19 protein-coding genes are annotated in these 24,323 nt (G+C 51.4%); 15 read left to right on the plus strand and 4 right to left on the minus strand.

Annotation, left to right across the window (positions count from 1 at the left end; all coding sequences use genetic code 11):
• Positions 1 to 216: 216 nt before the first annotated feature.
• From DW091_RS07080 to DW091_RS07120, 9 genes are all read left to right on the plus strand, one after another.
• Positions 217 to 1,557, plus strand: coding sequence for a glucose-6-phosphate isomerase (locus DW091_RS07080; RefSeq protein WP_118517780.1), 1,341 nt, complete (start codon positions 217 to 219; stop codon positions 1,555 to 1,557).
• A 121-nt stretch (positions 1,558 to 1,678) separates the two neighbouring features.
• Positions 1,679 to 3,031, plus strand: a complete 1,353-nt coding sequence (locus DW091_RS07085) for a sodium-dependent transporter (protein ID WP_118517781.1) — start codon at positions 1,679 to 1,681, stop codon at positions 3,029 to 3,031.
• Positions 3,032 to 3,183: 152 nt separating this feature from the next.
• Positions 3,184 to 4,659 (plus strand): sodium/proline symporter PutP, encoded by a 1,476-nt coding sequence (gene putP, locus DW091_RS07090; protein WP_058695047.1) that lies wholly within the window; start codon positions 3,184 to 3,186, stop codon positions 4,657 to 4,659.
• A gap of 149 nt (positions 4,660 to 4,808) precedes the next feature.
• Positions 4,809 to 5,432 (plus strand): MarR family transcriptional regulator, encoded by a 624-nt coding sequence (locus tag DW091_RS07095; protein WP_118517782.1) that lies wholly within the window; start codon positions 4,809 to 4,811, stop codon positions 5,430 to 5,432.
• 391 nt (positions 5,433 to 5,823) lie between these two features.
• Positions 5,824 to 6,186, plus strand: coding sequence for a glyoxalase/bleomycin resistance/dioxygenase family protein (locus DW091_RS07100; RefSeq protein ID WP_118517783.1), 363 nt, complete (start codon positions 5,824 to 5,826; stop codon positions 6,184 to 6,186).
• 201 nt (positions 6,187 to 6,387) lie between these two features.
• The gene (locus tag DW091_RS07105) at positions 6,388 to 7,152 is read left to right on the plus strand and encodes a DeoR/GlpR family DNA-binding transcription regulator (protein WP_058695044.1); all 765 of its coding nucleotides are present in this window, start codon (positions 6,388 to 6,390) and stop codon (positions 7,150 to 7,152) included.
• A 12-nt stretch (positions 7,153 to 7,164) separates the two neighbouring features.
• Positions 7,165 to 8,463 (plus strand): four-carbon acid sugar kinase family protein, encoded by a 1,299-nt coding sequence (locus DW091_RS07110; RefSeq protein ID WP_118517784.1) that lies wholly within the window; start codon positions 7,165 to 7,167, stop codon positions 8,461 to 8,463.
• A gap of 4 nt (positions 8,464 to 8,467) precedes the next feature.
• Positions 8,468 to 9,487 (plus strand): 4-hydroxythreonine-4-phosphate dehydrogenase PdxA, encoded by a 1,020-nt coding sequence (gene pdxA, locus DW091_RS07115; RefSeq protein ID WP_058695042.1) that lies wholly within the window; start codon positions 8,468 to 8,470, stop codon positions 9,485 to 9,487.
• Positions 9,488 to 9,522: 35 nt separating this feature from the next.
• Positions 9,523 to 10,185 (plus strand): cyclase family protein, encoded by a 663-nt coding sequence (locus tag DW091_RS07120; RefSeq protein ID WP_118517785.1) that lies wholly within the window; start codon positions 9,523 to 9,525, stop codon positions 10,183 to 10,185.
• Between the two features lie 54 nt (positions 10,186 to 10,239).
• On the opposite strand, the gene DW091_RS07125 is transcribed toward DW091_RS07120, so the two are convergent.
• From DW091_RS07125 to DW091_RS07140, 4 genes are all read right to left on the minus strand, one after another.
• Positions 10,240 to 11,463 carry an FprA family A-type flavoprotein gene (locus tag DW091_RS07125; protein WP_058695040.1) on the minus strand — a complete coding sequence of 408 codons (1,224 nt, stop codon included), beginning with the start codon at positions 11,461 to 11,463 and terminating at the stop codon, positions 10,240 to 10,242.
• A 3-nt stretch (positions 11,464 to 11,466) separates the two neighbouring features.
• Positions 11,467 to 13,389, minus strand: coding sequence for an acyl-CoA dehydrogenase family protein (locus tag DW091_RS07130; protein ID WP_118517786.1), 1,923 nt, complete (start codon positions 13,387 to 13,389; stop codon positions 11,467 to 11,469).
• A gap of 82 nt (positions 13,390 to 13,471) precedes the next feature.
• Entirely contained in the window at positions 13,472 to 13,876 is a 405-nt protein-coding gene (locus tag DW091_RS07135; protein ID WP_118517787.1) for an Rrf2 family transcriptional regulator, read from the minus strand.
• Positions 13,877 to 14,280: 404 nt separating this feature from the next.
• Positions 14,281 to 14,802, minus strand: a complete 522-nt coding sequence (locus DW091_RS07140) for a hypothetical protein (protein WP_058695039.1) — start codon at positions 14,800 to 14,802, stop codon at positions 14,281 to 14,283.
• 220 nt (positions 14,803 to 15,022) lie between these two features.
• Here DW091_RS07140 and DW091_RS07145 point away from each other — a divergent pair, with 220 nt between their 5' ends.
• From DW091_RS07145 to DW091_RS20095, 6 genes are all read left to right on the plus strand, one after another.
• Positions 15,023 to 15,535, plus strand: coding sequence for an HDIG domain-containing metalloprotein (locus tag DW091_RS07145; protein WP_058695038.1), 513 nt, complete (start codon positions 15,023 to 15,025; stop codon positions 15,533 to 15,535).
• A gap of 45 nt (positions 15,536 to 15,580) precedes the next feature.
• On the plus strand, positions 15,581 to 16,786 hold the full coding sequence (locus tag DW091_RS07150) for an isocitrate/isopropylmalate family dehydrogenase (RefSeq protein ID WP_058695037.1): 1,206 nt from the start codon (positions 15,581 to 15,583) through the stop codon (positions 16,784 to 16,786).
• A 127-nt stretch (positions 16,787 to 16,913) separates the two neighbouring features.
• Positions 16,914 to 18,401: a polyphosphate:AMP phosphotransferase gene (gene pap / locus DW091_RS07155; RefSeq protein WP_118517788.1), complete on the plus strand. Its 1,488-nt coding sequence runs from the start codon at positions 16,914 to 16,916 to the stop codon at positions 18,399 to 18,401.
• 282 nt (positions 18,402 to 18,683) lie between these two features.
• A complete protein-coding gene (nifJ, locus tag DW091_RS07160) occupies positions 18,684 to 22,220 on the plus strand; it encodes a pyruvate:ferredoxin (flavodoxin) oxidoreductase (protein WP_074616151.1) in 3,537 nt (1,178 codons plus the stop codon).
• A gap of 146 nt (positions 22,221 to 22,366) precedes the next feature.
• On the plus strand, positions 22,367 to 23,848 hold the full coding sequence (locus DW091_RS07165) for an NADP-dependent glyceraldehyde-3-phosphate dehydrogenase (protein ID WP_118517789.1): 1,482 nt from the start codon (positions 22,367 to 22,369) through the stop codon (positions 23,846 to 23,848).
• A 274-nt stretch (positions 23,849 to 24,122) separates the two neighbouring features.
• Complete coding sequence (locus DW091_RS20095) at positions 24,123 to 24,290, plus strand: hypothetical protein (protein WP_013379836.1); 168 nt, start codon at positions 24,123 to 24,125, stop codon at positions 24,288 to 24,290.
• Positions 24,291 to 24,323: the final 33 nt, after the last annotated feature.

The following is a 24,323-nucleotide window of genomic DNA, read 5'->3' on the forward strand; positions in this document are numbered from 1 at the left end:
AGCCCGGCGGGTATATTTTTTAAAGAAAGGCTTTTAAATCCGGTGAAATTTATGCTATAATAGGCATGTAAAACGATTACTATCTTGTGCTAAAATAAATAATTGTAAATTCGGTGATTTTGCTTGATCTTTTCGCCACTTATATTACAATTATAAGGTAACGGCACAAATAGTGAAAACCAATGTTAAATTAATTATTTATCAGGAGGATAAAATATGAGTATTCGATTCGATTATTCCTATGCAGGACTGTCTCAGGAAGAATTTGACAACAAGGCGGCACAGATCAGCCTGGCAGACAAAATGCTGAAGGAAAAAACAGGCGCCGGCAGCGATTTCCTAGGCTGGTATGATTACCCGGTGGCTTATGATAAGGAAGAGTACGCCCGGATCAAGGCGGCTGCGGAAAAAATCAAGGGCTCCTGCGACGCGTTTATCGTCATCGGTATCGGCGGCTCTTACCTTGGCTCTAAGGCGGTAATCACCGCGCTTACCAGCACCTTCTTCAATGAAGAAACCGACCGAAAAGCGCCTAAAATTTATTTTGCCGGCGAAAATATCAGCGGCAAATATATGAAAGACCTCATCGACCTGGTCAAGGATCAGGACATCTGCGTCAATGTGATCTCCAAATCCGGCACGACCACCGAGCCGGCCATCGCCTTCCGCTTTTTCAAGGAAATGCTGGAAAAGAAATACGGAAAGGACGGCGCCAAGGACCGTATTTTTGCCACCACCGACAAGGAGCGGGGCGCCCTGAAGTTCTTAGCTGATCAGGAAGGCTATGAAACCTTTGTGATCCCGGACGATGTGGGCGGCCGTTACTCGGTTTACAGCGCTGTGGGCCTTTTGCCCATCGCCGTCGCAGGGATTGATATCGACGCTTTCATGGACGGGGCCAAATCCGGCTATGAGGAATACGGCGTGGATTCTGTTGCCGACAACGCCTGCTACCAGTATACCCTTTACAGAAGCTGCCTGTACAACCGTGGCAAGGCCATCGAGATTCTGGTGGATTACGAGCCCTCTCTGCGCTACTTCTCCGAGTGGTGGAAACAGCTTTACGGCGAGAGCGACGGCAAGGACGGCAAGGGCCTGTTCCCGGCGTCGGTCCATTTCTCAACCGACCTGCACTCTGTGGGACAGATTATCCAGGACGGCCACAAGAATATTTTTGAAACCATTCTGGCAGTGGACGAGCTGGACGGCGATATGACGGTTAAGCATGAGGAGGCAGACCTGGACGGCCTGAACTACCTCGAAAACCGCACCATGCAGGATGTCAACGAAAAGGCGTTTTTAGGAACGCTGCTGGCGCATGTGGACGGCGATGTGCCAAACGGCGTCATCTACCTGTCCAGGCTGGACGCTTTCCACATTGGCAAGCTGGTTTACTTCTTTGAAAAGGCCTGCGGCCTCGGCGGCTACCTCCTGGGCGTTAATCCCTTTAACCAGCCAGGGGTCGAAGCCTATAAGAAAAACATGTTTGCCCTGCTCCACAAGCCAGGCTATGAAGAGCTGACCGAAGCACTGGAAAAACGCCTTCCCAACAAATAAAAGTACGAACAGAGATCGGCGCAAAATTGTGCCGATCTCTTTTTCATGTTCGTAAAACTGACCATTGGCAGAATGGAAGGATTATGGTAAGATAAATAAATTGGAAGTTAAAGGAGGAATTATGGAAAAAAACGAAAATCAGAGTCCTGAGAGCAGGCATACCCATCAGAACGGCGGTTTTACCAACAGCCTGGGGTTTGTGCTGGCCTGCGTCGGCTCCGCAGTGGGACTCGGCAATATCTGGATGTTTCCCTACCGGGTAGGGCAGTACGGGGGCGGCGCGTTTTTAGTGCCTTATATTTTATTTATTGTTATTTTCGGCCTGGTGGGCCTCTCCGCAGAGTTCGCCATCGGCCGGCGCGCCAAAACCGGAACCCTGGGAGCCTATGAGTACTGCTTTAATAAAATCGGGAAAGGAAAGCTGGGGTACATTCTGGGCTGGATTCCGCTGCTGGGGTCTCTTGGGATTGCCATCGGTTACGCCATTATCGTGGGTTGGATCATCCGCGCTCTGGCCGGATCCGTCACTGGCGCGATCCTGAATACGGACGCGGCGGCTTATTTTGGTCAGGCAACAGGCAATTTCGGCAGTGTGCCCTGGCATGTGCTGGTCATTGTCATTGCGGCGGGCATTCTTATGTTCGGCGCTACAAAGGGGATCGAGAAGATCAACAAGATTTTAATGTCGTCCTTCTTCATTCTCTTTGCCATTCTGGCCATCCGTGTGGCCTTTCTGCCCGGTGCGGTCGAAGGCTACAAGTTTCTGTTTATGCCGGAGTGGAGCGACCTGCTGAAGGTGGACACCTGGGTCATGGCCATGGGCCAGGCGTTTTTTTCGCTGTCCATTACAGGTTCGGGCATGATCGTCTACGGCACTTACCTGAACAAATCCGAAGATATCCCCAAGGCCTCCATGCGCACGGCTATGTTCGATACTCTGGCGGCCATGCTGGCAGCCCTGGCCATTATGCCGGCTGTTTTTGCCTTTGGCATTGAGCCCAACGCGGGCCCGCCGCTGATCTTTATCACGCTGCCCAACATCTTTAAGCAGATGCCTTTCGGCCAGCTCTTTGCAGCGGTGTTCTTCCTGTCGGTGGCTTTTGCGGGCATTACCAGCCTCATCAATATGTTTGAAGCTGTGAGCGAATCGCTCCAGACCCGTTTTAAGCTGCCGCGCAAGGCCGCAGTTGCCCTGTGCGCGGGGGTGGCGCTGCTCGTGGGTATTTTCCTTGAGGCAGAGCCGAATGTCGGCTCCTGGATGGATTTCATCACCATCATTGTCGTGCCTTTCGGCGCAGTGCTGGGCGCGGTGTCCATCTACTATATCCTGGGCTACAAAGACATTCAGAAAGAACTGGAGCTGGGGAGAGAAAAGCCCCTGGGCGCTTATTTCGGCCCCCTTGCCAAATATGTTTACGTGCCGCTGGCTGTGGTGGTATTTATCCTCGGTCTGGTCTACGGCGGTATTGGCTGATCCTTTTAAAAGCCGGAGAAAAGTGAGCTTCTCCGGCTTTTATTTTTGAGAAATTATGCATAAACGTGAAAGAATATGCAAAACTGCTTTACTTTAATCAAGTTTTCTAATAAAATAAGTACATTAATATTTTTTTAAGGAAGCGAGGAGTTATGAGTACGATATTAAATCCTGAGTTTATTATTTTTGTGATCTATCTCATCATGCTGGTTGGCATAGGACTCTATTTCTACAAAAAGACCTCGAGTATTGAGGGGTTCCTTTTGGGAGACCGCGGTCTGGGCAGCTGGGTTACAGCCTTTTCTGCGCAGGCCAGCGACATGAGCGGCTGGCTGCTGATGGGATTGCCAGGCGCCATTTACCTGGGCGGTATGCCAGAGGTGTGGATCGGCATCGGCCTGTGTGTGGGAACCATTTTAAACTGGAAATTTGTGGCCGCGCGCCTGCGCACCTACACAGAAAAAACCGATTCCCTGACCCTGTCCACCTTTTTTGAAAGACGGTTTAAAGACCCAACCGGAGCGATTCGTGTGATTTCTGCACTGATCATTTTAATCTTTTTTACCATTTATTCATCCTCCGGTATGGTGGCCTCCGGCAAGCTGTTTCAGATGATGTTCGGCATTGACTACACCACCGCGGTGCTCATCGGCGCCCTGGTCATTGTGGCTTACACCTTCCTCGGCGGGTTTTTGGCCGTATGTTGGACCGACCTGATCCAGGGGATTCTGATGATTATCGCCATTGTAGTGGTGCCCATTCTGGCCATGAGCCACCTGGGCGGCATGCAGCCTACCCTGGACGCCATGGCGGCCCAGGGACTGAGCATGAACCTGCTGGGCGGGGGTATCTCGGTCATGGCTATTATCTCAGCGGCCTCCTGGGGCCTTGGTTACTTTGGGCAGCCCCATATCCTGGTCCGCTTTATGGGGATCAAGAGCATCAAGGAGCTGCCAAAATCCATGACCATTGCCATTATCTGGGTCATCATTGCCCTGACCGGCGCGATTTTTGTGGCGCTGTTGTCCATTCCGCTGTTTCCGGGCCTCACAGACGGCGCCCAGGAAACCGTGTTTATGCTCATGATCCGCAAGTTCTTCCCGCCGTGGATCGGGGGGATTTTCCTGGCGGCGATCATGGCGGCGATTATGTCCACCATCGATTCGCAGCTGCTGGTTTCCTCCTCAGCCCTCACCGAGGATCTGGCCCGCATTTTCTTTAAAAAGGAGCTGACGGAAAAACAGAGCGTGAATCTTGGCCGCCTGTCGGTTATCATCATCGCAGTCATTGCCCTGTTCATGGCGCTGGTGCCAAACTCCACGGTTATGGGGCTGGTCTCCTACGCCTGGGGCGGTTTTGGCGCGGCCTTTGGCCCGCTGGTGCTCTTTGGCCTGTACTCCAGAAAAACAAGCTGGAAAGCGGCCCTGTCGGGTATGATTGTCGGAACCCTCACCGTTATTATCTGGAAGCAGACCGGCCTCAGCAATACCCTGTACGAGATCGTGCCAGGATTTTTCTTAAATGTGATGACCATCCTCATCGTCAATGCTTTCTCTAAGCATGATGAAACAGCAGAAGCAGAATTCGACGAGGTGCTGGAGGAAATGAAAGCCATCAGGGCAGAATAAGATACGCATAGGACGGCTGTCAAGAGCAGCCGTCTTTTTTATGCCTTTAATTTATTTAAGGTACCTGTACAAAATCCTTGACACGTGCAACAGGTACCTGTATAATATAAAGCATAAGGTACCTGTTATAAATTAAAGGAGGTAACAAAATGGACGAAAAAGATATGGAATTATATGAGAAGCTGTCAAGACTCCAGTGGCTTATGCAGCGCAGCCACCTGAGAAATCATGTCAAAAACGGCCCGGTAGGCGATCCGACACGGGGACAGGGCAGAGTGCTGGCCATGCTTAAGATACAGCCTGAGATCAGCAGTAAGGATCTGGCCTATCTGCTTGGCATACGGCAGCAATCCCTCAACGAGCTTTTAAACAAGCTGGAAAAGAAGGGCTACGTGACCCGCATGCCCTCAGAGACAGACCGCAGGGTCATGCTTGTCCACCTGACCGAGCAGGGAAAGCAAGCTCAGGATGAAAACAGCGGAGCAGACGACGCAGGACTTTTTGACTGCCTGACGCCTGAGGAGCGGGACCAGTTTAACGCATACCTGGACAGGATGATCGCAGCCTTTGAGCAAAAGTGCGGAGACGGCATGGACGACGGCGCCAGAGAATGGATGCGCGGGGCCTGTGAACGCATGGGAAAGGACCAGTTTGAGCGGCTCATGAGCATGCGGATGGGCGGCCGCTCCTTTGGAAATCATTTTGGGCAGGGCGGCCCGGGCTTTGGGCCCTTTGGCGGCTTTGGCAGACCCGGTGATCCGGAGGACGAGTGATCCGGCAGCTCCGCGGGCGCAGCGGTGTTTTAAAGCCGAAAAGGAGGGATGTGTATGTTTTCAGCAATAGCCCTGTGTTTTTACGGCGTTTACCTGATCTGCGAAGCTTATAAAGCGGACAGAAGCCAGGTTCAGCAATAAGAATCCTGACGAAAAAGACGATATGCCAAAAGGACATGCTCCCAATAAAGCGGTATTGTCACAGCATACGGCGTAGCCAGTTTTGGCTATGCCGTTTTTCCGTTCAGCGCCTTGATTCCGGGACGATAGCGGGCGTAACAGAATAGACGAAATCAGCGGTTTATGATAGAATGTGGGCAGGACAGTAACCTGTTCCGGGCCAGCTTGTTTTTGGTGATTGTATGAAAAATAACGATTAGGAGGTGAGAACATGATCACAGGATACTACTGCACAAATATTTTTTCTGAGCAGGCAAAAGAACTGATTGCATTTTATGCACAAATGCTGGAAATACCTTTTATTAAAACCGATGATGACAATTCAAACGGGGTTTATCTCGGTTTTATCGAAAACGCGCCCACTCTTTGCATATGGGACTGCAAAAAATGCGGCGTAGAGCCGACCGGGCGTCAATCCTTTGTATTTCAAACAGAAACCCTTGATTTAACAATAAAAAGCTTGAAGAAAAAAGGGCTTTCACTGTCTGATGCCGTCCGATATGATTGGGGAACCTATGAGGTTCGCTTAAGTGATATTGACGGAAACGAGATCGTGATCGCTGAGTTTGTGTGATAGACGGACGATCAGTGAAAAGCTGGTTGCCCGCCTTTTATTTTACGCTTAAATGTGTTCGAAAATGCTTAAATACGATTGAATATGTTCTTTTTTGTTGACAAAACCCTGTAAACACGATATTATAAACAAAAGAAAGCATAAATGTTCGTATTTAAACAGAATGACCGGTTCCAATGCGACCGGATAAAGAGGAAAATCATGTTTCCAATAGAGAGAAGAGAAAAAATAATCGAAAACCTTGAACAAAACGGCAGCATCACCGTTGAGGCGCTGGCCCAGAAGCTCGAGGTCACACCCACAACCATCCGAAGGGATCTGAAATACCTGGAGGATAACGACCGCATTACCCGCACCTTTGGCGGGGCGGTGGTAAAAGAGGGGCTGGTGGAGGAAATCGCTGTCGCCAAAAAGGCCAGCGCCTACCAGGCTGAGAAAAAACGCATCGCCAGGGAAGCCGAAAAGCTGGTGGAGGACGGACAGACCATTGTGCTGGACGCCGGCACCACCAACATGGAGCTGGCCCTGCTGCTGGCCCGCGGCACGAAGCAGATCAGCGTGGTGACTGATGATATCCTCATTGCCGCCAGACTGCTGGAAGCGCCCCTTGTGGATGTCCACTGTACCGGCGGCCATGTCCAGAAGGATGTGGGTGTCTGTCTCGGCGGGCACGCCGAAGCCTTTTTTGAGGGTATTAACGCAGACATCGCCTTTTTGGGCGCCAGCGCTGTGGATGTGGAAAAGGGCGTGAGCTCGCCGTCCATGGAAAAGGCGGCGCTGAAGCAGCAGATTCTGGAATGTGCCAGAGAAAAGGTGCTGCTGTCCGACAGCTCAAAGTTTGGCCGGGTCAGCTTTGCCAAAATCTGCGGGATTGACCGCTTCGACCGGATCATAACCGACGCGGGGCTGGACCCCGAGACAGAAGCGCGGCTCTTAGAGACAGAGATCGAATGGATTAAAGCATAAGGGGGAGAGCAGATGACAAGGGCAGTAATCATCGCCGACGATTTAACTGGGGCCAATGTGACCGGGGCTTTGCTCAGGAAAAACGGCTACCGCTTCGCGACCTTTCGGCACGGCGCGGCTGTCGGGCCCGTGGTATTATCAGACTATGACGCTGTGGCGGTCAGCACAGACAGCCGGGGCATCGAGCCGGAGGCAGCCTACAGCAAGGTAAAAAGCACAGCGCAGGCCTTTTTGCTGCCCGCGGGCTGCTTTTATCAAAAGCGGATCGACAGCACTTTGAGGGGCAACATCGGTGCCGAAACCGACGGGCTGCTGGACGCCCTCGGCGGCGAAGCTGTCGCCCTTGTCTGCGCGGCTTATCCGGATGTCAAGAAGCTGGTGGCCGGGGGCTACCTTTTAATTGAGGGAAACCTGCTGGAGCGCACCGGGGTCGGCAAGGACCCCAAGTGTCCGGTAACCCTGTCATCGGTCCGGGCGATTCTGGAACAACAAACCCGCTACCCGGTCGGCACTGTTGGTATGGATGTCGTGTCCAGGGGAGCGGGAGCTATCCAAGGAGAAGCGGAAGCGCTTATCCGGCAGGGCACGCGGATCATCAGCTTTGATGCGGTGGCGGGAGAGGACATCACCGCCATTGCCCAGGCGGGCACATCTCTTGGCCGTCCCTTTATCACGGTGGACCCCGGGCCGCTGACACTGGCCTGCCTGAACGCGGGAAAAAAACAGCGCACCCGCAAACGCGTGCTCATGGTCATCGGCAGCGTGGTGCCCATTGTCAGGCAGCAGGCCGAAGCCTTTGAGGCCTTTTTCAAAACCGGGCTGGTGCAGGCCGATGTGCTGGCCCTGCTGGATGAAAACCGCAGCGCCGCCGAAAAACAGCGGATCTTCAGCGCTCTGGACGCGTGCGCGCAGCACAGCGATTTTGTGGGCGTAATGACCGCCAAAAGAGAAGAAGACGTGCTGGACTTAAGGGAAACTGCCGAGCGCTTCGGCTATAATGTCGAGACCCTGTCCGAACACATCGGGGCAGCCATCGCCGAGCTGGCCGCCGCTTATCTCGAGGCCCACAGCCGCGAGATACAGGCCCTTTATACCAGCGGCGGGGACATTACCCTGGGCGTGTGCGAAGCCCTGGAAAGCGCGGGTATCTGCGTGCTGGATGAGATCGAGCCCTTTACCATGTACGGAGAGCTGATCGGCGGCCCTTACAGCGGCCTGCCCATTGTGACAAAAGGCGGATTGGCCGGAAGGGTGGATACCCTGCGAAACGCCATGTCCTATTTACAGATAAAACTAGCCGAAAAGGAGTAAGAGTATGAAACCAATCATTGCAATACCTATGGGAGACGCGGCGGGCATCGGACCGGAGATTACCGTCCGTGCTCTGGCCGATAAGATGATACAGGAGATTGCCCGCTGCGTGGTCGTGGGCGATAAGGACGTGCTGGAGGACGCCATCCGTGTAAGCGGTGTGGACTTAAGGATTAACTGTATCGAGGAGCCAGAGGACGGCGACTATACGCCCGGTGTCCTAAACCTCATCGACCTTGACAACATCGATATGAACACCCTTAAAATCGGAGAAATCCAGGCCATGACCGGACAGGCGGCCTATGAGTATATCAAAAAAGCCACAGAGCTGTGCCTTGAGCATAAGGCGGACGTGCTGTCCACCACAGCCATCAACAAGGAGTCCCTGAAGCTGGCAGGGGTGCCCTATATCGGACACACCGAGATCGTGGGCGCGCTGACAGGGACAAAGAACCCGCTGACCATGTTCCAGGTCCGGAACCTGCGGGTGTTTTTCCTCACGCGCCACGTCTCGCTGAGAAAGGCCTGTGATTTGGTGACAAAGGACAGCCTGCTCACTTTTATTGACGACTGTGTGAAAGCGCTGGAGGTGCTGGGCGTTGATAATCCGAAAATCGCCGTGGCGGGCTTAAACCCCCACAGCGGTGAGCACGGCCTGTTCGGAACCGAAGAGGTAGACCATGTGATCCCCGCGGTTCGGGAGGCAAAGGCCAGGGGCATTGACATCGAGGGCCCCATCGGCGCCGATTCCGTCTTTTACCAGGCCTTAAACGGCCGCTACGACGCGGTGCTCTCCCTGTATCACGATCAGGGGCACATCGCCACAAAGATGGTGGATTTTGAGCGCACCATCTCCATCACCAACGGGATGCCGATCCTCAGAACCTCGGTGGACCACGGCACAGCCCTGGATATCGCGGGCAAGGGCATTGCCAGCCCGGTCAGCATGATTGAGGCCATCCGCCTGGCCGTCGAGTACGCGCCCAATTTTAAGCGCGAATCCCAGAGTTTGCAGGCAGTGTAAGCATTGCAAAAATATATTTAAATACGGGGGTATTTATGATGCAGAAGTTTGAAAAAGTGTTTGACATGTCACAGCCGGTATTTCACAATTGTCCGGGATGGCCCACCTATGAGCTCACAGAGGTGACCTATGAGGCCATTAACCCCAAGGACGGCTTTACGGCGGAAGTCTTTAAGATGAACGCCCACACCGCCACCCATCTGGACGCGCCCTTCCATTTTTTCCCGGAAGGCAAAAAGATTGATGAAATGCCCATTGAAGGCTTCCAGGGCGAAGCACTGATCATTGACCTTCGGGGCATTGCGCCGGATACAGGCATTACCAGCGAGCACCTCAAGCCCTACGCGGACAAGATTAAGGAAGGGGACATTGTCCTCATGAACACAGGCTGGTGCAAGAAGAGAGCCATGACAAAGGAATACTATTACCAATGGCCTTATCTCACAGGCGAAGGCGCGGAATGGCTGCATGAAAAAGGTGTAAAGGGCGTTGGCATTGACGGCCTGAGCATTGGCGGATGGGGACCGGATAAGGGGCCGCAGCCCCATGTGGTTCTGCTCTCAAAGGAAGTATGGCTCCTGGAAGAAATCGACTTCCCGGATGAAGTGATGGATTACGAACGGGTTTACTTCTGCTGCTTCCCGCTCAAGCTTCAGGGCTTTGGCGGCGCACCGGCAAGAGCCGTTGCCATGGTGTAAAACCGGAGATACAAAAAGATCGGCGCAAAATTGCGCCGATCTTTTTGTAATGTCTTATGCTTCAGGTGTTTCCATGGATTCCAGAATCGCGTCCACAAGTCTGTCAAGCTCTTTGGTTTTTTCGGGATGGAGAGCAGAGGCCATGGACAGGCGGTCATTGATGACGGTCATGTCCTTCAGTTCATTTTCGACAAATTCTTGCATCAGATCGCCGGAGCAGGGAGCCCAGGAGCCGTTTTCCACAATGGCCACGGTGCGGTTCTGCACGTTCAGGGCCTTCATATCCATGAGGAAGTTATGCATGGCCGGGTAGATGCCGAGGTTGTAGGTCGTAGAGGCCAGAACCAGGTGGCTGTACTTAAAGCTTTCGGAAATGAGCTGGGACACATGCGTGGAGGACACATCATACATGACCACATTGGTCATGCCCCTTTCACAGAGACGCACAGCCAGGGACTGGGCGGCGCTTTCCGTATTGCCGTACATCGACGCGTAGGCGATCATCACACCCTTTTCCTCCGGCACGTAGCGGCTCCACAGATCGTATTTTTCGATAAAATACATCAGGTTTTCGCGCCAGACTGGCCCGTGGAGCGGACAGATGAATTTGATCTTGTCCAGAATGCCGGCGGCCTTGCCCAGCAGCAGCTGCACATGGGGGCCATATTTTCCGACGATATTGGTCAGGTAGCGGCGGGCGTCGTCAAGCCAGTCACGGTCAAAATTCACTTCGTCAGCAAAAAGCTTGCCGTCCAGAGCGCCAAAGGTGCCAAAGGCGTCGGCGGAGAAAAGGGCGCCGTTTGTCACGTCAAAGGTAACCATGGCCTCGGGCCAGTGCACCATGGGCGCGAAAACAAAGGTGACGGTGTGCTTGCCGAAAGAGAAAGTATCGCCCTCCTCTACGACAATGCAGTCATGGTCGTCGACATGAAAGCCGAACTGGCGCATAAACAAAAATGCTTTTTCATTGCTGATAATCTTAATTCCCGGGTAGCGGATCAGGATTTCCTCAATGCTGGCCGCGTGGTCAGGCTCAAGATGGTTGATGACAAGGTAATCCAGGGATTCGCCGTCTAAAACAAACTCAAGGTTTTCTAAGAGCTGGCGGCAGGCCGACCAGTCCACTGTGTCAAAGAGTACATTTTTTTCATCGCGCAGAACATAAGCGTTGTAGCTGACGCCGCGCGGAATGGGATAAACATTTTCAAACAGGGCCAGGCGGTGGTCATTGGCCCCAACCCAGATCAGATCCTCGGTTACATTTCTAACTGCATACATTGATTAAGCCTCCTTTTTGGCGATAATAAATTCAGATTTTTCGGCGCCGCACAGCGGGCAGACCCAGTCTTCCGGAACATTTTCAAACAGTGTTCCAGGAGCGATGTCGTTTTCCGGATCGCCCAGATCGGGATTATATTCGTAGCCGCAGCCGCCGCAGATGTAGGTTGGGCCTACGGGCGTTGGTTTTGGAGCCTTTGGCCGTTTAATCTTGACCATTTCAGGGGCTGGTTTTTTCTCGCCGGTGCCCAGGGCTTTGGCCAAAACAGGCAGCACCTCGTTCACATCGCCCACAATGCCGTAGTCACAGTTTTTAAAGATGGGCGCATTGCCGTTACTGTTGATGGCCACAATGGTGGAAGCGTCCTTGATCCCTTTGAGATGCTGGATGGCGCCGGAGATACCGCAGGCGATATACAGGTTGCCTGAGAACTTCTGTCCCGACATTCCCACATAGCGGTTGAGGGGCACGTATTTTAAAGTCTCAGCCACTGGCCTGGAGGAGCCGATGGCAGCTCCCGCAGCCTTTGCCAGATCCTCGATGAGCTTCATGTTTTTCTTGTCGCCAATGCCAACGCCGGCCGAAACCACGCGCTCAGCGTCGACAATAGGGGTGTCCATGGGAATCCCCACAGAGAAATCATAGCCGTCCTTTTCAAGGGCTGCGACGAGGGCGTCGACCTTTGCCTGGATATCGCCGTCCTTCAGAATAATGTGCTTGCGAACGCCGGTGATGGGCGCGGGTTTTTTAGGCGCGCTGCCGGAGCCGCCGGCCTTTTTTGGGGGCTTTCCCAGAATGTGGGAGGCGATGACTACACGCTGAATTTCGTTGGTACCCTCATAGATGGTTGTGATCTTAGCGTCGCGGTACATCCGCTCAACCTCCATGCCCTTCAGGTAGCCGGTGCCGCCGAAAATCTGCAGGGCGTCGTTGGTGACTTCCAGAGCAATATCGGAGGCATACTGTTTAGCCATGGCGGATTCCATGCCGTAGGGCTCGTGGTGTTCCTTAAGCTCGGCAGCCTGGTAGACGAGCAGGCGGGCTGTCTGCAGCTTGGTGGCCATGTCCGCGATTTTAAAGGAGATGGCCTGCTGGAAGCCGATGGGCTTGCCAAACTGGACACGCTCTTTGGCGTAGGCCACTGCTTCCTCAAAAGCGCCCTGGGCGATTCCCAGCGCCTGGGAGGCAATACCGATCCGGCCGCCGTCCAGGGTTGCCATGGCAATTTTAAAGCCCTGGCCCTCCTCGCCTAAAAGGTTTTCCTTGGGAACCTTCACATCATTGAAAACCAGCTCGGCAGTGGAGGAGGAGCGGATCCCCAGCTTGTCGTAGTGATCCCCAAAGCTAAAGCCTTCCCAGCCCTTCTCTACAATAAAGGCGGAGATGCCGCGGGTCCCGATATCGGGTGTAGTGACCGCGAAAACAACATAGGTGTCGGCTTTTGGCGCGTTAGTGATGAAAATTTTATTGCCGTTTAGCAGGTAGTGGTCGCCCTTGTCGATGGCGGTGGTTTCAGTTCCGCCGGCATCGGAGCCCGCGTTTGGTTCTGTCAGGCCAAACGCGCCGATTTTTTCACCCTTACACAGAGGAATTAAATATTTCTGTTTCTGCGCTTCGTTTCCAAAAGCGGCGATGGGCCAGGTTCCCAGCGAAGTATGGGCCGACAGGATAACGCCGGTTCCGCCATCGACGCGGGAGAGCTCTTCAACCGCGATGGCATAGCTCAAAACATCAAGACCCTGTCCGCCGTATTCCTTTTCAAACGGGATACCCATGACGCCCATTTCGCCAAGCTGCCTGATGGCTTCGTCCGGAAACATATTTTCCTTGTCCATCATGAAAGCATGGGGCTTCACTTCTTTTTCAGCAAACTCACGAATTTTCTTGCGCAGGGCTTCATGCTGCTCGGTCGTTTTAAATAACATTATAGATCCTCCTTGAAATATAAATGAATCAATACCTTATATTGGATGATTTTTGTCCAATATTGCCGAAAAAACCATGCGGTCACCCGCATTTTAAAATTTCTTCTAAGCTGCTGGCCTTCAATCGGTCGTTGAGCTCTTCCTGGATAACCATGAGGTGATTATGAAAACAACAGCTGCCATGTTTTTCACACCATTCGCAGCGATACCCCGATTCCATACAGGGGGACAGAGAACAGCTTCCATCGATGGCGCACATCAGATCATACAGGGAGATGGTGCGGGTGGGCCTGTTAAGGCTGCATCCGCCTTCGCTGCCTCGGGCAATGCTCACCAGACCAGCGCGTTCCAGTTTCTTGATGATCTTGTAGGCAAAGGCTTTCGGAATCTGCTCCTCGTCAGAAAGCTGGCTCACAGAACGGCGTTCACCGTCGGCCAGGGAACGGACAAGCCTCAATGCATAATCGGTTTCTCTCGTAATCAGCACTAATGTAATCCTTTCAAATTTATAAACTCATTATAGCAATGTGGATAAAAATAGTCAAGTATAAAAAATTGTCATTTTCTTATCGAAAAGTGGGGTGGAGTAGAAGTGATATGAAGCGGCGCAGCCGAGACTGCGCCTTTTATCCAGATAAGAAAAAAGGGCCAGGCGCTTTGGGAAACGGCTGGGAATTTTGCCGCTTTAGTGGAACAGCCGGACACCAGCGAGATAAAATGCCGACTTTAGTGAGGAAGATATCATTGTGAGTGCAGTGCCCGCAGGCCGCTTTTTTCTTCCTTAGGTAAAAGACTCCGTCTCTTGGGATAGACAAATGGAGAATGGAATTCTACATTCTCCATTTAAAAATTACTTTCTAACAATTTATATCCATTCCAGGTTTATTTCAGTCATGCCAGCGGTGTGCAGGGGCAGGCGGTCAGCCGCTCATCGTCTGGCTCGATGGCCTCGCTCACGCTGATGGGGTTTTCAAAATGCAGGGCGCCGCCGCAGACGTCGGCATAAACGGTGAGCACGACCATGCCGTCGCCCTCGGGATGCCTGGTATCGTCGCAGATACCGCCCATACGGCAGCGGTCCGTCACGTTCAGCTTAAAGTTCTCCGGTATAATCACATTCACGCCGCCATTTCTCACCTCAATGTCCAGGTCATATTGCTTTTTATCGGCCTTCACCTGGGAGAGGTCAACGCTCATGCCGCCGCAGAACACGCCGATCTTCATATCCTGCATGGGCACGTCGCCCACAATTTTATTTTTACCGCCGCAGATCACGCACTGGTCCAGCGCGTTTCCGGTCTTATCCATGCTCTCCTCAAAATCATGGCCTTTTTTCAGAACACAGGCAAAAAAGGCTGTGGAGGCGGCAAAGGTAAAGGCCGCGGTGCCGAGTAACAGGTCCTTAAATTTCATGTTAAATCTCCTTGCATATGGTGTTATGATTAATGATAGCACCTTTTTCTTTAAATTAAAATAGGGGCGCGGGATTCTTAACCGATTTAAGCGAAGATGATGATGAAAACGTTGCTGTATACAATTTTTAATCTAAAATTAAAAAAGTGTGGTATAATAAGCTCAAAGCTTTATTCAGACAGAGTAAGCAAAATAATAAAGAATGTGAGATGCAAAACATTTGGAATACATTTATAAAAGAAAATACAGTGAAGAATTTTTAGAAATCGTAAGCGACATCATCGATCATCCGAAATTTCAGGAGCTGAGAGATATCGACCATCACGGCAACGGGCTTTACGCGCATTCGGTGGCGGTTGGTTACAACTCATACCTCATTGCCAAAAAGCTGGGCCTTGACTATGTCTCGGTGGCGCGGGGCGCGCTGCTGCACGACTTCTTTTTCCAGGACTGGCGCGATAATGAGAAGGACGGCAGAGGCCTTGACCGCATTCGCCAGATGCACGGCTTCAGCCACCCCAAGACGGCCCTTAAAAATGCAAGAAAATATTTTAACATCAATGATAAAGAAGCGGACATGATTGTCAAGCACATGTTCCCGCTTACCATTACCCCGCCCATGCACCGCGAGAGCTGGGTGGTCACGGCAGTGGACAAGGGCGTCGCCATTAAAGAGATGGTTTGCGAGCATACTCCGCGCAAGCTGTACTACAAGTTAAGATTTCAAGACTAGCCTGGCTTAGTTTTATAAATAAAATAGAGATTCTGGAGGAAGACATTGGGTTTGAAACATTTAGAAGAGATTGAAAAAGCAAAAGCACATTTTGGTAAAATTCTGGAAGAGCAGTTCGCGCGCATCGACCGCATGAAGGCCGAAAGCGAATTTGTCGACTACGCGTCTAAAGATCAGATCGTCATCGGGATTGTGGGCGGCGACGGCATCGGCCCTTTCATTACCGCGGAAGCCGAAAAGGTTCTGGCGTTTCTGCTAAAGGATGATGTGGAAAAGGGACGGGTTGTCTTTAAGGAAATCGACGGTCTGACCATCGAAAACCGCGCAGCCTGCGGCAAGGCCATTCCAAACGATGTCCTGGCAGAATTAAAGGAATGTGACGTTATTTTAAAAGGACCAACCACCACCCCGAGAGAAGGGGATAAATGGCCGAACATCGAGAGCGCCAACGTGGCCATGCGCCGCGAGCTGGACCTGTTCGCCAATGTGCGCCCGGTCTCAGTTCCCGAAAAGGGTATTGACTGGACCTTCTACCGTGAAAATACCGAGGGCGGCTACGCGGTCGGCAGCAAGGGTGTCCATGTCAACGGCGACCTGGCCATCGATTTTACCGTCACCACCCAGGAGGGCTCAGAGAGAATCATTCGCGCTGCCTTTGACTACGCGAAGAAATCCGGTAAGAATAAGGTGACAGTGGTCACCAAGGCCAATGTCATCAAAACAACCGACGGCAAGTTTTTAGATACCGCCAAGGCCATCGCGAAGGAGTACCCGGAGGTGGAAATGGACGACTGGTACATTGATATCATGACCGCCAAGCTGGTCGATGAAAAACGCCGTTCCCAGTTTAAGGTGATGGTGCTGCCAAACCTGTACGGCGATATTTTAACCGACGAGGCTGCCGAGTTCCAGGGCGGTGTTGGCACCGCGGGCTCTGCGAACATCGGCAAGCGCTACGCCATGTTTGAAGCCATCCACGGCTCAGCGCCGAGAATGGTCGACGAGGGCCGCGGCCAGTATGCAGACCCGTGCAGCATTATCCGCGCAGCTGGCATGCTGCTCGAACACATCGGCTACATGGACGAAGCCAGAAAGCTTCAGATGGCGCTGGACATCTGCGGCAATTTTGAGAAGAAGCTGGTCATCACCGGCCGGGATACCGGCGCAACCGGTGCAGAGTATGCCGAATACCTGATGAACACCCTTTCTCAGGATAATCTGGAAGAAGTATTTAACAGCTATCAAAAATAAAGCATCACTCGAGAAAAGACTTGTTTAGACGAACAGGTCTTTTTTAGTCGGTTTCATATAAAATTTAGATTGCCAGTGTATAATAGAAATGATCGTACAATAAAATCCAGATGAAGGAGCGATGCGTATGCTCGAAAAATTAAATCTTGATATCGAAATTGAAAAAGCGGTTTATAAGGAAGAAAAAGATGCCCTCTCCCTTAAGCTGGGCGCCCTGCAGCGCCGGATAAAGGAGCTGGGCATACCGGTGCTCATTATTTTTGAGGGCTGGGATGCTGCGGGCAAGGGGACGCTGATCAACGACCTGATGATCCCGCTGGACCCCAGAAGCTTTGTGGTATACAACGCCATCCGGCCCAACGATGATGAAATCAACCGGCCTCTGCTGTGGCGCTATTGGACCAAAACGCCGGAAAAGGGACGGATGGTCCTGTTTGACCGCAGCTATTACAGCGATCTGGTTCACCGGCCAAAGCTGGACAAGGGCGAGCTGAAGCGGCTTCTCCACCAGGCCAATGATTTTGAGCAGGTTCTGGCACAAAACGGGACCGTCATCATCAAGTTTTTTATCCACATCAGCCAGAAAGAACAGAAAAAGCGTTTTGAGAAACTGGAGGAAAACCCGTCCACCAGCTGGCGTGTGACCGAGGAGGACTGGCGTGAGAATAAAAACTACGATAAGCTTTATAAAAAGCTCAACCACGCGCTGGAGGCCACCGACACCGACTGCGGCCCGTGGACACTGGTAGAGGGACACAATAAGGATTACGCCTGCCTGAAAATTTACAATACCCTTGCGTTCCGGCTGGAAAAGGAAATCGAGAAAGTAGAGAACACGGAAAAGCCAGTGCTGCAGCCTCTTATCTCTGCCGGGGACGATCCTTACCGCACCCCGGTGCTGGAATCCGTGGACATGGACAAAAGCATGGACCGGGAGACTTACAGGGAAGAGCTGAAAAAATGCCAGAAAAAGCTGCGAGATCTCGAGTATCAGATCTACAGCCGCCGCATACCTGTTATTATCGGCTTTGAGGGCTGGGACGCCGGAGGCAAGGGCGGGGCCATCAAGCGCCTCTGTGAAAACCTGGACCCCAGAGGCTACCGCGTTTATCCCACTGCCGCGCCCACCAGCGAGGAGCTCTCCCACAACTGGCTCTGGCGCTTCTGGAAAACCGTGCCCAAGCGCGGGCATTTCAGTATCTATGACCGCACCTGGTACGGCAGGGTAATGGTCGAGCCCATCGAGGGTTTCTGCACAGCCGACGATTACAGAAGAGCCTTCCGGGAGATCAACGATTTTGAGCGGCAGCTCACAGACTTTGGGGCAGTGGCGCTCAAGTTCTGGATGAACATCAGCAAGGACGAGCAGGAAAAACGCTTCAAGGAAAGAGAAAACGACCCGGACAAGCAGTGGAAGATCACCGATGAGGACTGGCGCAACCGCGAAAAATGGGACGCCTATGTGGTGGCTGTGGACCGGATGCTGTTAAAAACCTCCACCGAAAACGCGCCATGGATCGTGGTGGAGGGCAATGACAAGTACTATGCCCGGATCAAGGTGCTGAAAACCGTCATCGGGGCCATCGAAAAGAAAATAGCAGAGCTGGATGCCTGAAAAGCGAAAAAAAGCGCTGTTTTAAGCGCGGAGTGAAAAGAATGGCGCTGAAAACCTGTTCAAAACAATGGAGAAGCGTCAAAATTTGTCAAAAAAATACCCGAAATCAAAATTTTACCTGTCAATTTTTTAACAGAGATTTCTGCACGAAAAACAGGACAAAAAATTATCCGAAAAGGTGTGTATACACCCTAATTGAATTGTGTTATAATCGATGAAGGTAAAAATTTGTTATACACAATTAATACATTTTTAAATGCTTAATTTCTAAGGAGGAATATCATGTCCAAAACAATGATGACAATGGATGGGAACCAGGCTGCTGCTCACGTGGCATATGCCTTTACTGAAGTAGCCGGCATCTTCCCAATCACCCCGTCTTCCCCAATGGCTGAACACGTTGATGCCTGGTCTGCACAGGGAAGAAAAAACATTTTTGGAGAAACCGTCAAAGTATCTGAAATGCAGTCTGAAGGGGGCGCCGCTGGTACAGTCCACGGTTCTTTGGCTGCCGGTGCTTTAACAACAACCTTTACAGCTTCTCAGGGTCTTTTATTAATGATCCCGAATATGTATAAAATCGCCGGTGAATTATTACCAGGCGTATTCCATGTATCTGCCCGTACTCTGGCTGCTCACGCTTTATCCATCTTCGGCGACCACGGCGACGTTATGGCTTGCCGCCAGACTGGTTTTGCCATGCTGGCCACCGGTTCTGTACAGGAAGTCATGGATTTAGGCGGCGTTGCGCATTTAGCTGCCATCAAATCAAGAATTCCGTTCTTACACTTCTTCGACGGCTTCAGAACCTCTCACGAAGTTCAGAAGGTTGAAGTCATGGATTATGAAGCTTACAAGAAAATGGTTGACTGGGATGCCATTCAGGCTTTCAGAGATCACGCTTTAAATCCGGAACACCCTGTAACAAGAGGAACCGCCCAGAACGGCGACGTCTTCTTCCAGGCGCGTGAAGCCTGCAACAAATTCTACGACGCTGTTCCAGACATCGTTGCAGAATACATGGACAAAATCTCCGCGGAAACCGGCAGAGAATACCATCCGTTCAACTACTACGGCGATCCGGATGCTGAAAACATCATTGTCGCAATGGGTTCTGTCACAGACTGTATCGAAGAAACCATTGACTACCTGGCAGCACAGGGCGAAAAGGTTGGTGTATTAAAAGTACACTTATTCAGACCTTTCTCTGAAAAATACTTCTTTGAAGCATTACCGAAAAATGTTAAACGCATCTGTGTCTTAGACAGAACAAAAGAACCTGGCGCACTCGGCGATCCTTTATACCAGGATGTCTGCACCATTTTCTACGGCAAGGAAAACGCTCCTTTAATCATCGCCGGCCGCTACGGCTTAAGCTCCAAGGATACCACTCCTGGCCAGATCAAGGCTGTTTACGACAACCTGAAATTAGACACACCGAAAGATAAATTCACCATCGGTATTGTCGATGATGTTACCTTCACAAGCCTTGAAGTAACAGATAACATCCACACTGTTCCAGAAGGAACCAAGGGCTGTAAATTCTGGGGTCTGGGTTCTGACGGTACCGTCGGCGCCAACAAAAACTCCATCAAAATTATCGGTGACCACACCGACTTATACGCTCAGGGCTACTTTGACTATGACTCCAAGAAATCCGGCGGTATCACCGTTTCCCACTTAAGATTCGGTAAACAGCCGATCAAGTCACCATACCTGATCGTTAACTCTGACTTTATCTCCTGCTCGACACAGGCCTATGTACACCAGTATGACCTGTTAAACGGGCTGAAAAAGGGCGGCACATTCTTGCTGAACACTGTTTGGTCAGTCGATGAGCTGGGCGAACGTCTGCCGGCAAGCATGAAACGCTACATGGCTGAAAATGATACACAGTTCTATATCATCAACGCCACCAAGGTTGCAGAAGAAATCGGTCTTGGCCGTAGAACCAACACCATCATGCAGGCAGCTTTCTTCAAATTGGCCGACATCATCCCAATTGACGACGCGGTTAAGTTCATGAAAGAAGGAATCATGAAATCCTACGGTAAGAAGGGTGACAAGATTGTAGGTATGAACTACGAAGCTGTTGACGCTGGTATCAACCCGGATATCTTAACCAAGGTAGAAATTCCTGCTGACTGGGCAAACGCACAGGACGAAGCCGTAGAAGTTAAAGACGAACCAAAATTCGTTAAGGAAATCCTGCGCCCGGTTAACCGTTTCGAAGGCAACAGCATCCCTGTTTCCGCTTTCGTCGACAATGAAGACGGTACTTACATGGCTGGTTCTTCCGCTTATGAAAAACGTGGTATCGCTGTAAATGTACCACAGTGGATTCCGGAAAACTGTATCCAGTGTAACCAGTGCTCTTTCGTATGCCCGCACGCTGCGATCCGCCCTGTATTAATGGACGAAGCTGAAAAAGCCGCTGCTCCAGAAGGCTTTGACAGCATTAAAGCCAACGGCAAACAGTTCGATGGCTTACAGTACAGAATCCAGGTGAGCGTATTAGACTGTACAGGCTGCGGCAACTGTGCCGACGCATGCCCGGCTAAGACAAAAGCTCTGGAAATGAAACCTCTTGAAACTCAGGAAAATCAGGTTGCCAACTGGGAATATGCAACAACGGTTCCAGTTAAAGACGACCGCATGAATAAATACACCGTTAAGGGCAGTCAGTTCTGCCAGCCGCTGCTTGAATTCTCCGGCGCCTGTGCTGGTTGTGGTGAAACGCCATACATCAAGGCTGTTACCCAGTTATACGGCGACCGCATGATGATCGCCAACGCGACTGGCTGTTCCTCAATCTGGGGTGCATCCACACCGTCCACACCATACTGCAAAAACGCTCAGGGCCAGGGTCCTGCATGGGCAAACTCCCTGTTCGAAGACAATGCAGAATATGGCTTCGGTATGTTACAGGCAAGCAACAAGATCAGAGAAACCATCGCGAACTATCTGACAGCCATCGCGGAAACTGCACCTGAAGCAGTAAAAGCTGCTGCGAACAAGTGGATCGAAAACAAAGACGACGCAGAAGGCTCTAAAGCAGCAGCAGCAGAATTAAAAGCCGCTCTGGAAGGCTACTCTGTAGATGACCAGGTACTGGCAGATAAACTGAAATTCGTTAAGGACAATGCAGATCACTATGTCAAGAAATCCGTATGGGTATTCGGTGGTGACGGCTGGGCTTACGATATCGGATACGGCGGTTTAGACCATGTATTAGCCTCCAAGGAAGACATCAATGTATTCGTTCTGGATACAGAAGTTTACTCCAACACTGGCGGCCAGGCTTCTAAATCTACTCCGACCGGCGCCGTTGCACAGTTCGCAGCGTCTGGCGAAAGAATCAAGAAGAAAGACCTTGGTATGATGGCAGCTACCTACGGCTATGTATATGTTGCCCAGGTTGCCATGGGTGCTGACAAGAACCAGTACATGAAGGTATTACAGGAAGCGGAAGCTTATCCGGGTCCATCCCTGATCATTGCTTACGCGCCATGTATCAACCACGGCATCAAGGGTGGTATGGGCCGTACCCAGTCTCATGAAGCAGATGCTGTTGCATGCGGCTACTGGCACTTATACCGTTACAACCCAATGCTGAAAGCCGAAGGCAAAAATCCATTCACACTGGATTCAAAAGAACCAGACTTCAGCAAATTCCAGGATTTCATTAACAGCGAAGTTCGTTACACCTCATTACGTTTAAGCTTCCCAGAAGTTGCAGACCAGTTATATGCAAAAGCTCAGGAAGAAGCCGAAGAACGCTATGCAGGTTACAAACGCATGGCTGCGCAGGAATTCTAATCCAGGCTAAAAGTACAAAGCCCTCGGACTCCATATGGAATCCGGGGGCTTTTTTATAGTTATTGTGGGTACAGATAAGGTTTTGCGTTTGTCCATTCTCCAAAAGGGTATCTTATAAGAAGAAATACCGAAAGGAGAGAGAAAATATGTTTTTTGACAGAATTTTTGATATAAATGATAAGGATGAACGCGTCTATAAGCGCTACCTGAATGGAGAATGGACAGGCGGCAATGATGAGGGCCAGACGCTTGCCATCAAATCGCCCATCGACGGTTCTCTGGTGGGCAGGATACCGGCCATGAGCAGAGATGAGGTGGACGAGGCCATTGCCAGCACAAAGGACAGCCTTCAGGCATGGGCCGAAATGCCCATCTATGAACGGGCCGAAATCTTTTATGCCGCCGCAGACCTGTTTGAAAAGCATCTGGATGAGATGGCAGAGGTGCTGGTGCGGGAAGTTGCAAAGGATCTGGCCTCAGCCCGCTCTGAAATTGAGCGTACCGCGGACTTTTTGAGATACACTGCCGACGTGGGAAAAAGCATGGCCGGCGAGGCCATCAGCGGCGATAATTTTCCCGGTGGCACCCGCAACAAGATTTCCTATGTAACGAGGGTGCCTCTTGGCACAGTTCTGGCCATTTCACCCTTTAACTATCCGGTAAATCTGGCCATGTCCAAAATTGCTCCGGCGCTTATCGGCGGCAACACGGTGATTTTAAAGCCCGCGACCCAGGGAGCCATCAGCTCGCTGCATCTGGTGGAAATCCTCAACCGGGCCGGCCTGCCAACCGGCGTGCTGAACACGGTAACCGGCCGAGGCAGTGAAATCGGGGATTATGTGGTCACGCACAAAGGGATCAATTTTATCAACTTTACGGGAAGCACCGAGGTGGGGCGCCATATCTCAAAAATATCCGAGATGGTGCCACTGCTTCTGGAGCTTGGCGGTAAGGACGCCGCAGTGGTTTTACCCGACGCGGATCTGGATTTTGCGGCCGATAACATTGTGTCCGGCGCCTTTTCCTATTCAGGACAGCGCTGTACGGCGGTCAAGCGGATTCTGGTACAGGAGGAAGTGGCAGACAAGCTGGCCGAAAAGCTGAAGGCGCGTGTCGAAAAGCTGAACGTCGGTGATCCCTGGAAAAACGCCGCGGTGGTTCCGCTTATTGATGATCAATCAGCGGATTTTGTCCAGGGACTAGTGGATGACGCGCTCGACAAAGGGGCAGAACTGCTGACCGGCAATAAACGTGAGAAAAACCTGTTTTACCCAACCCTTTTAGATCATGTGACTAAAGACATGGAAATTGCCTGGGAAGAGCCCTTTGGCCCTGTTTTACCCATTATTCGGCTAAAGAGTGTGGAGGAAGCCATCGAGATCGCAAACGCCTCAGAATACGGCCTTCAGTCCTCTGTTTTTACCAATAATATCAATCAGGCCTTCTACATTGCCAACCACCTGGAGGTGGGGACCGTACAGATTAATAATAAAACCGAGCGCGGCCCGGACCATTTCCCGTTTTTGGGTGTAAAAGCCTCAGGCATGGGCACCCAGGGTGTAAAATATTCCATCGAGGCCATGACAAGACCAAAGGCTATGGTGGTTAATATTCAGAAGATCGATTAAGAATTAAACAAAAAAATATCATTTAATATTGAAATTTTATCCGGATTTTGCTATAATAGCCTCAAGCAAAGCATACCAACGGAAGAATGCCCCGGGCAGACTGCTCCACCGCAACTGTGAAAGTCAGATACGTGTTTTGCCAGTTTCGCGTGGAAGCATCAAAGAGGTAAATTTTGAAGAACCTCCACCGAAAACAGGTGGAGGTTCTTTTTTTAGCCCTTCCGGCGGGCCGGAGCCGGGCTGTGAAAATATGAGATGATAGCAGGAGGTAAACATGGATTTTTACAAGGTAGTGACGGCCAATGACCGCAAGTCATTTGAAAAGCAGCTGAATGAAGCCCATGAGGAGGGCTACCATATCAATAAGGACGGCATACAGGTCAACACCAACGGGGTGGGTCTGAACCTGATCTATACGGCAGTCATGTGCCGGAAGTCCTGAGCGGGGATAAAATGAAGCGAGCCCGGCACAGTT

It is taken from the genome of Eubacterium sp. AM05-23 (assembly GCF_003477535.1).
GTDB classification, from domain to species: domain Bacteria; phylum Bacillota; class Clostridia; order Eubacteriales; family Eubacteriaceae; genus Eubacterium; species Eubacterium maltosivorans.

Excerpts from the sequence above, each read along its gene's own strand:
- DW091_RS07080 (WP_118517780.1), top strand. The coding sequence starts at position 217 with ATGAGTATTCGATTCGATTATTCCTATGCAGGACTGTCTCAGGAAGAA.
- DW091_RS07085 (WP_118517781.1), top strand. The coding sequence starts at position 1,679 with ATGGAAAAAAACGAAAATCAGAGTCCTGAGAGCAGGCATACCCATCAG.
- putP (WP_058695047.1), top strand. The coding sequence starts at position 3,184 with ATGAGTACGATATTAAATCCTGAGTTTATTATTTTTGTGATCTATCTC.
- DW091_RS07095 (WP_118517782.1), top strand. The coding sequence starts at position 4,809 with ATGGACGAAAAAGATATGGAATTATATGAGAAGCTGTCAAGACTCCAG.
- DW091_RS07100 (WP_118517783.1), top strand. The coding sequence starts at position 5,824 with ATGATCACAGGATACTACTGCACAAATATTTTTTCTGAGCAGGCAAAA.
- DW091_RS07105 (WP_058695044.1), top strand. The coding sequence starts at position 6,388 with ATGTTTCCAATAGAGAGAAGAGAAAAAATAATCGAAAACCTTGAACAA.
- DW091_RS07110 (WP_118517784.1), top strand. The coding sequence starts at position 7,165 with ATGACAAGGGCAGTAATCATCGCCGACGATTTAACTGGGGCCAATGTG.
- pdxA (WP_058695042.1), top strand. The coding sequence starts at position 8,468 with ATGAAACCAATCATTGCAATACCTATGGGAGACGCGGCGGGCATCGGA.
- DW091_RS07120 (WP_118517785.1), top strand. The coding sequence starts at position 9,523 with ATGATGCAGAAGTTTGAAAAAGTGTTTGACATGTCACAGCCGGTATTT.
- DW091_RS07125 (WP_058695040.1), bottom strand. The coding sequence starts at position 11,463 with ATGTATGCAGTTAGAAATGTAACCGAGGATCTGATCTGGGTTGGGGCC.
- DW091_RS07130 (WP_118517786.1), bottom strand. The coding sequence starts at position 13,389 with ATGTTATTTAAAACGACCGAGCAGCATGAAGCCCTGCGCAAGAAAATT.
- DW091_RS07140 (WP_058695039.1), bottom strand. The coding sequence starts at position 14,802 with ATGAAATTTAAGGACCTGTTACTCGGCACCGCGGCCTTTACCTTTGCC.
- pap (WP_118517788.1), top strand. The coding sequence starts at position 16,914 with ATGCTCGAAAAATTAAATCTTGATATCGAAATTGAAAAAGCGGTTTAT.
- nifJ (WP_074616151.1), top strand. The coding sequence starts at position 18,684 with ATGTCCAAAACAATGATGACAATGGATGGGAACCAGGCTGCTGCTCAC.
- DW091_RS07165 (WP_118517789.1), top strand. The coding sequence starts at position 22,367 with ATGTTTTTTGACAGAATTTTTGATATAAATGATAAGGATGAACGCGTC.
- DW091_RS20095 (WP_013379836.1), top strand. The coding sequence starts at position 24,123 with ATGGATTTTTACAAGGTAGTGACGGCCAATGACCGCAAGTCATTTGAA.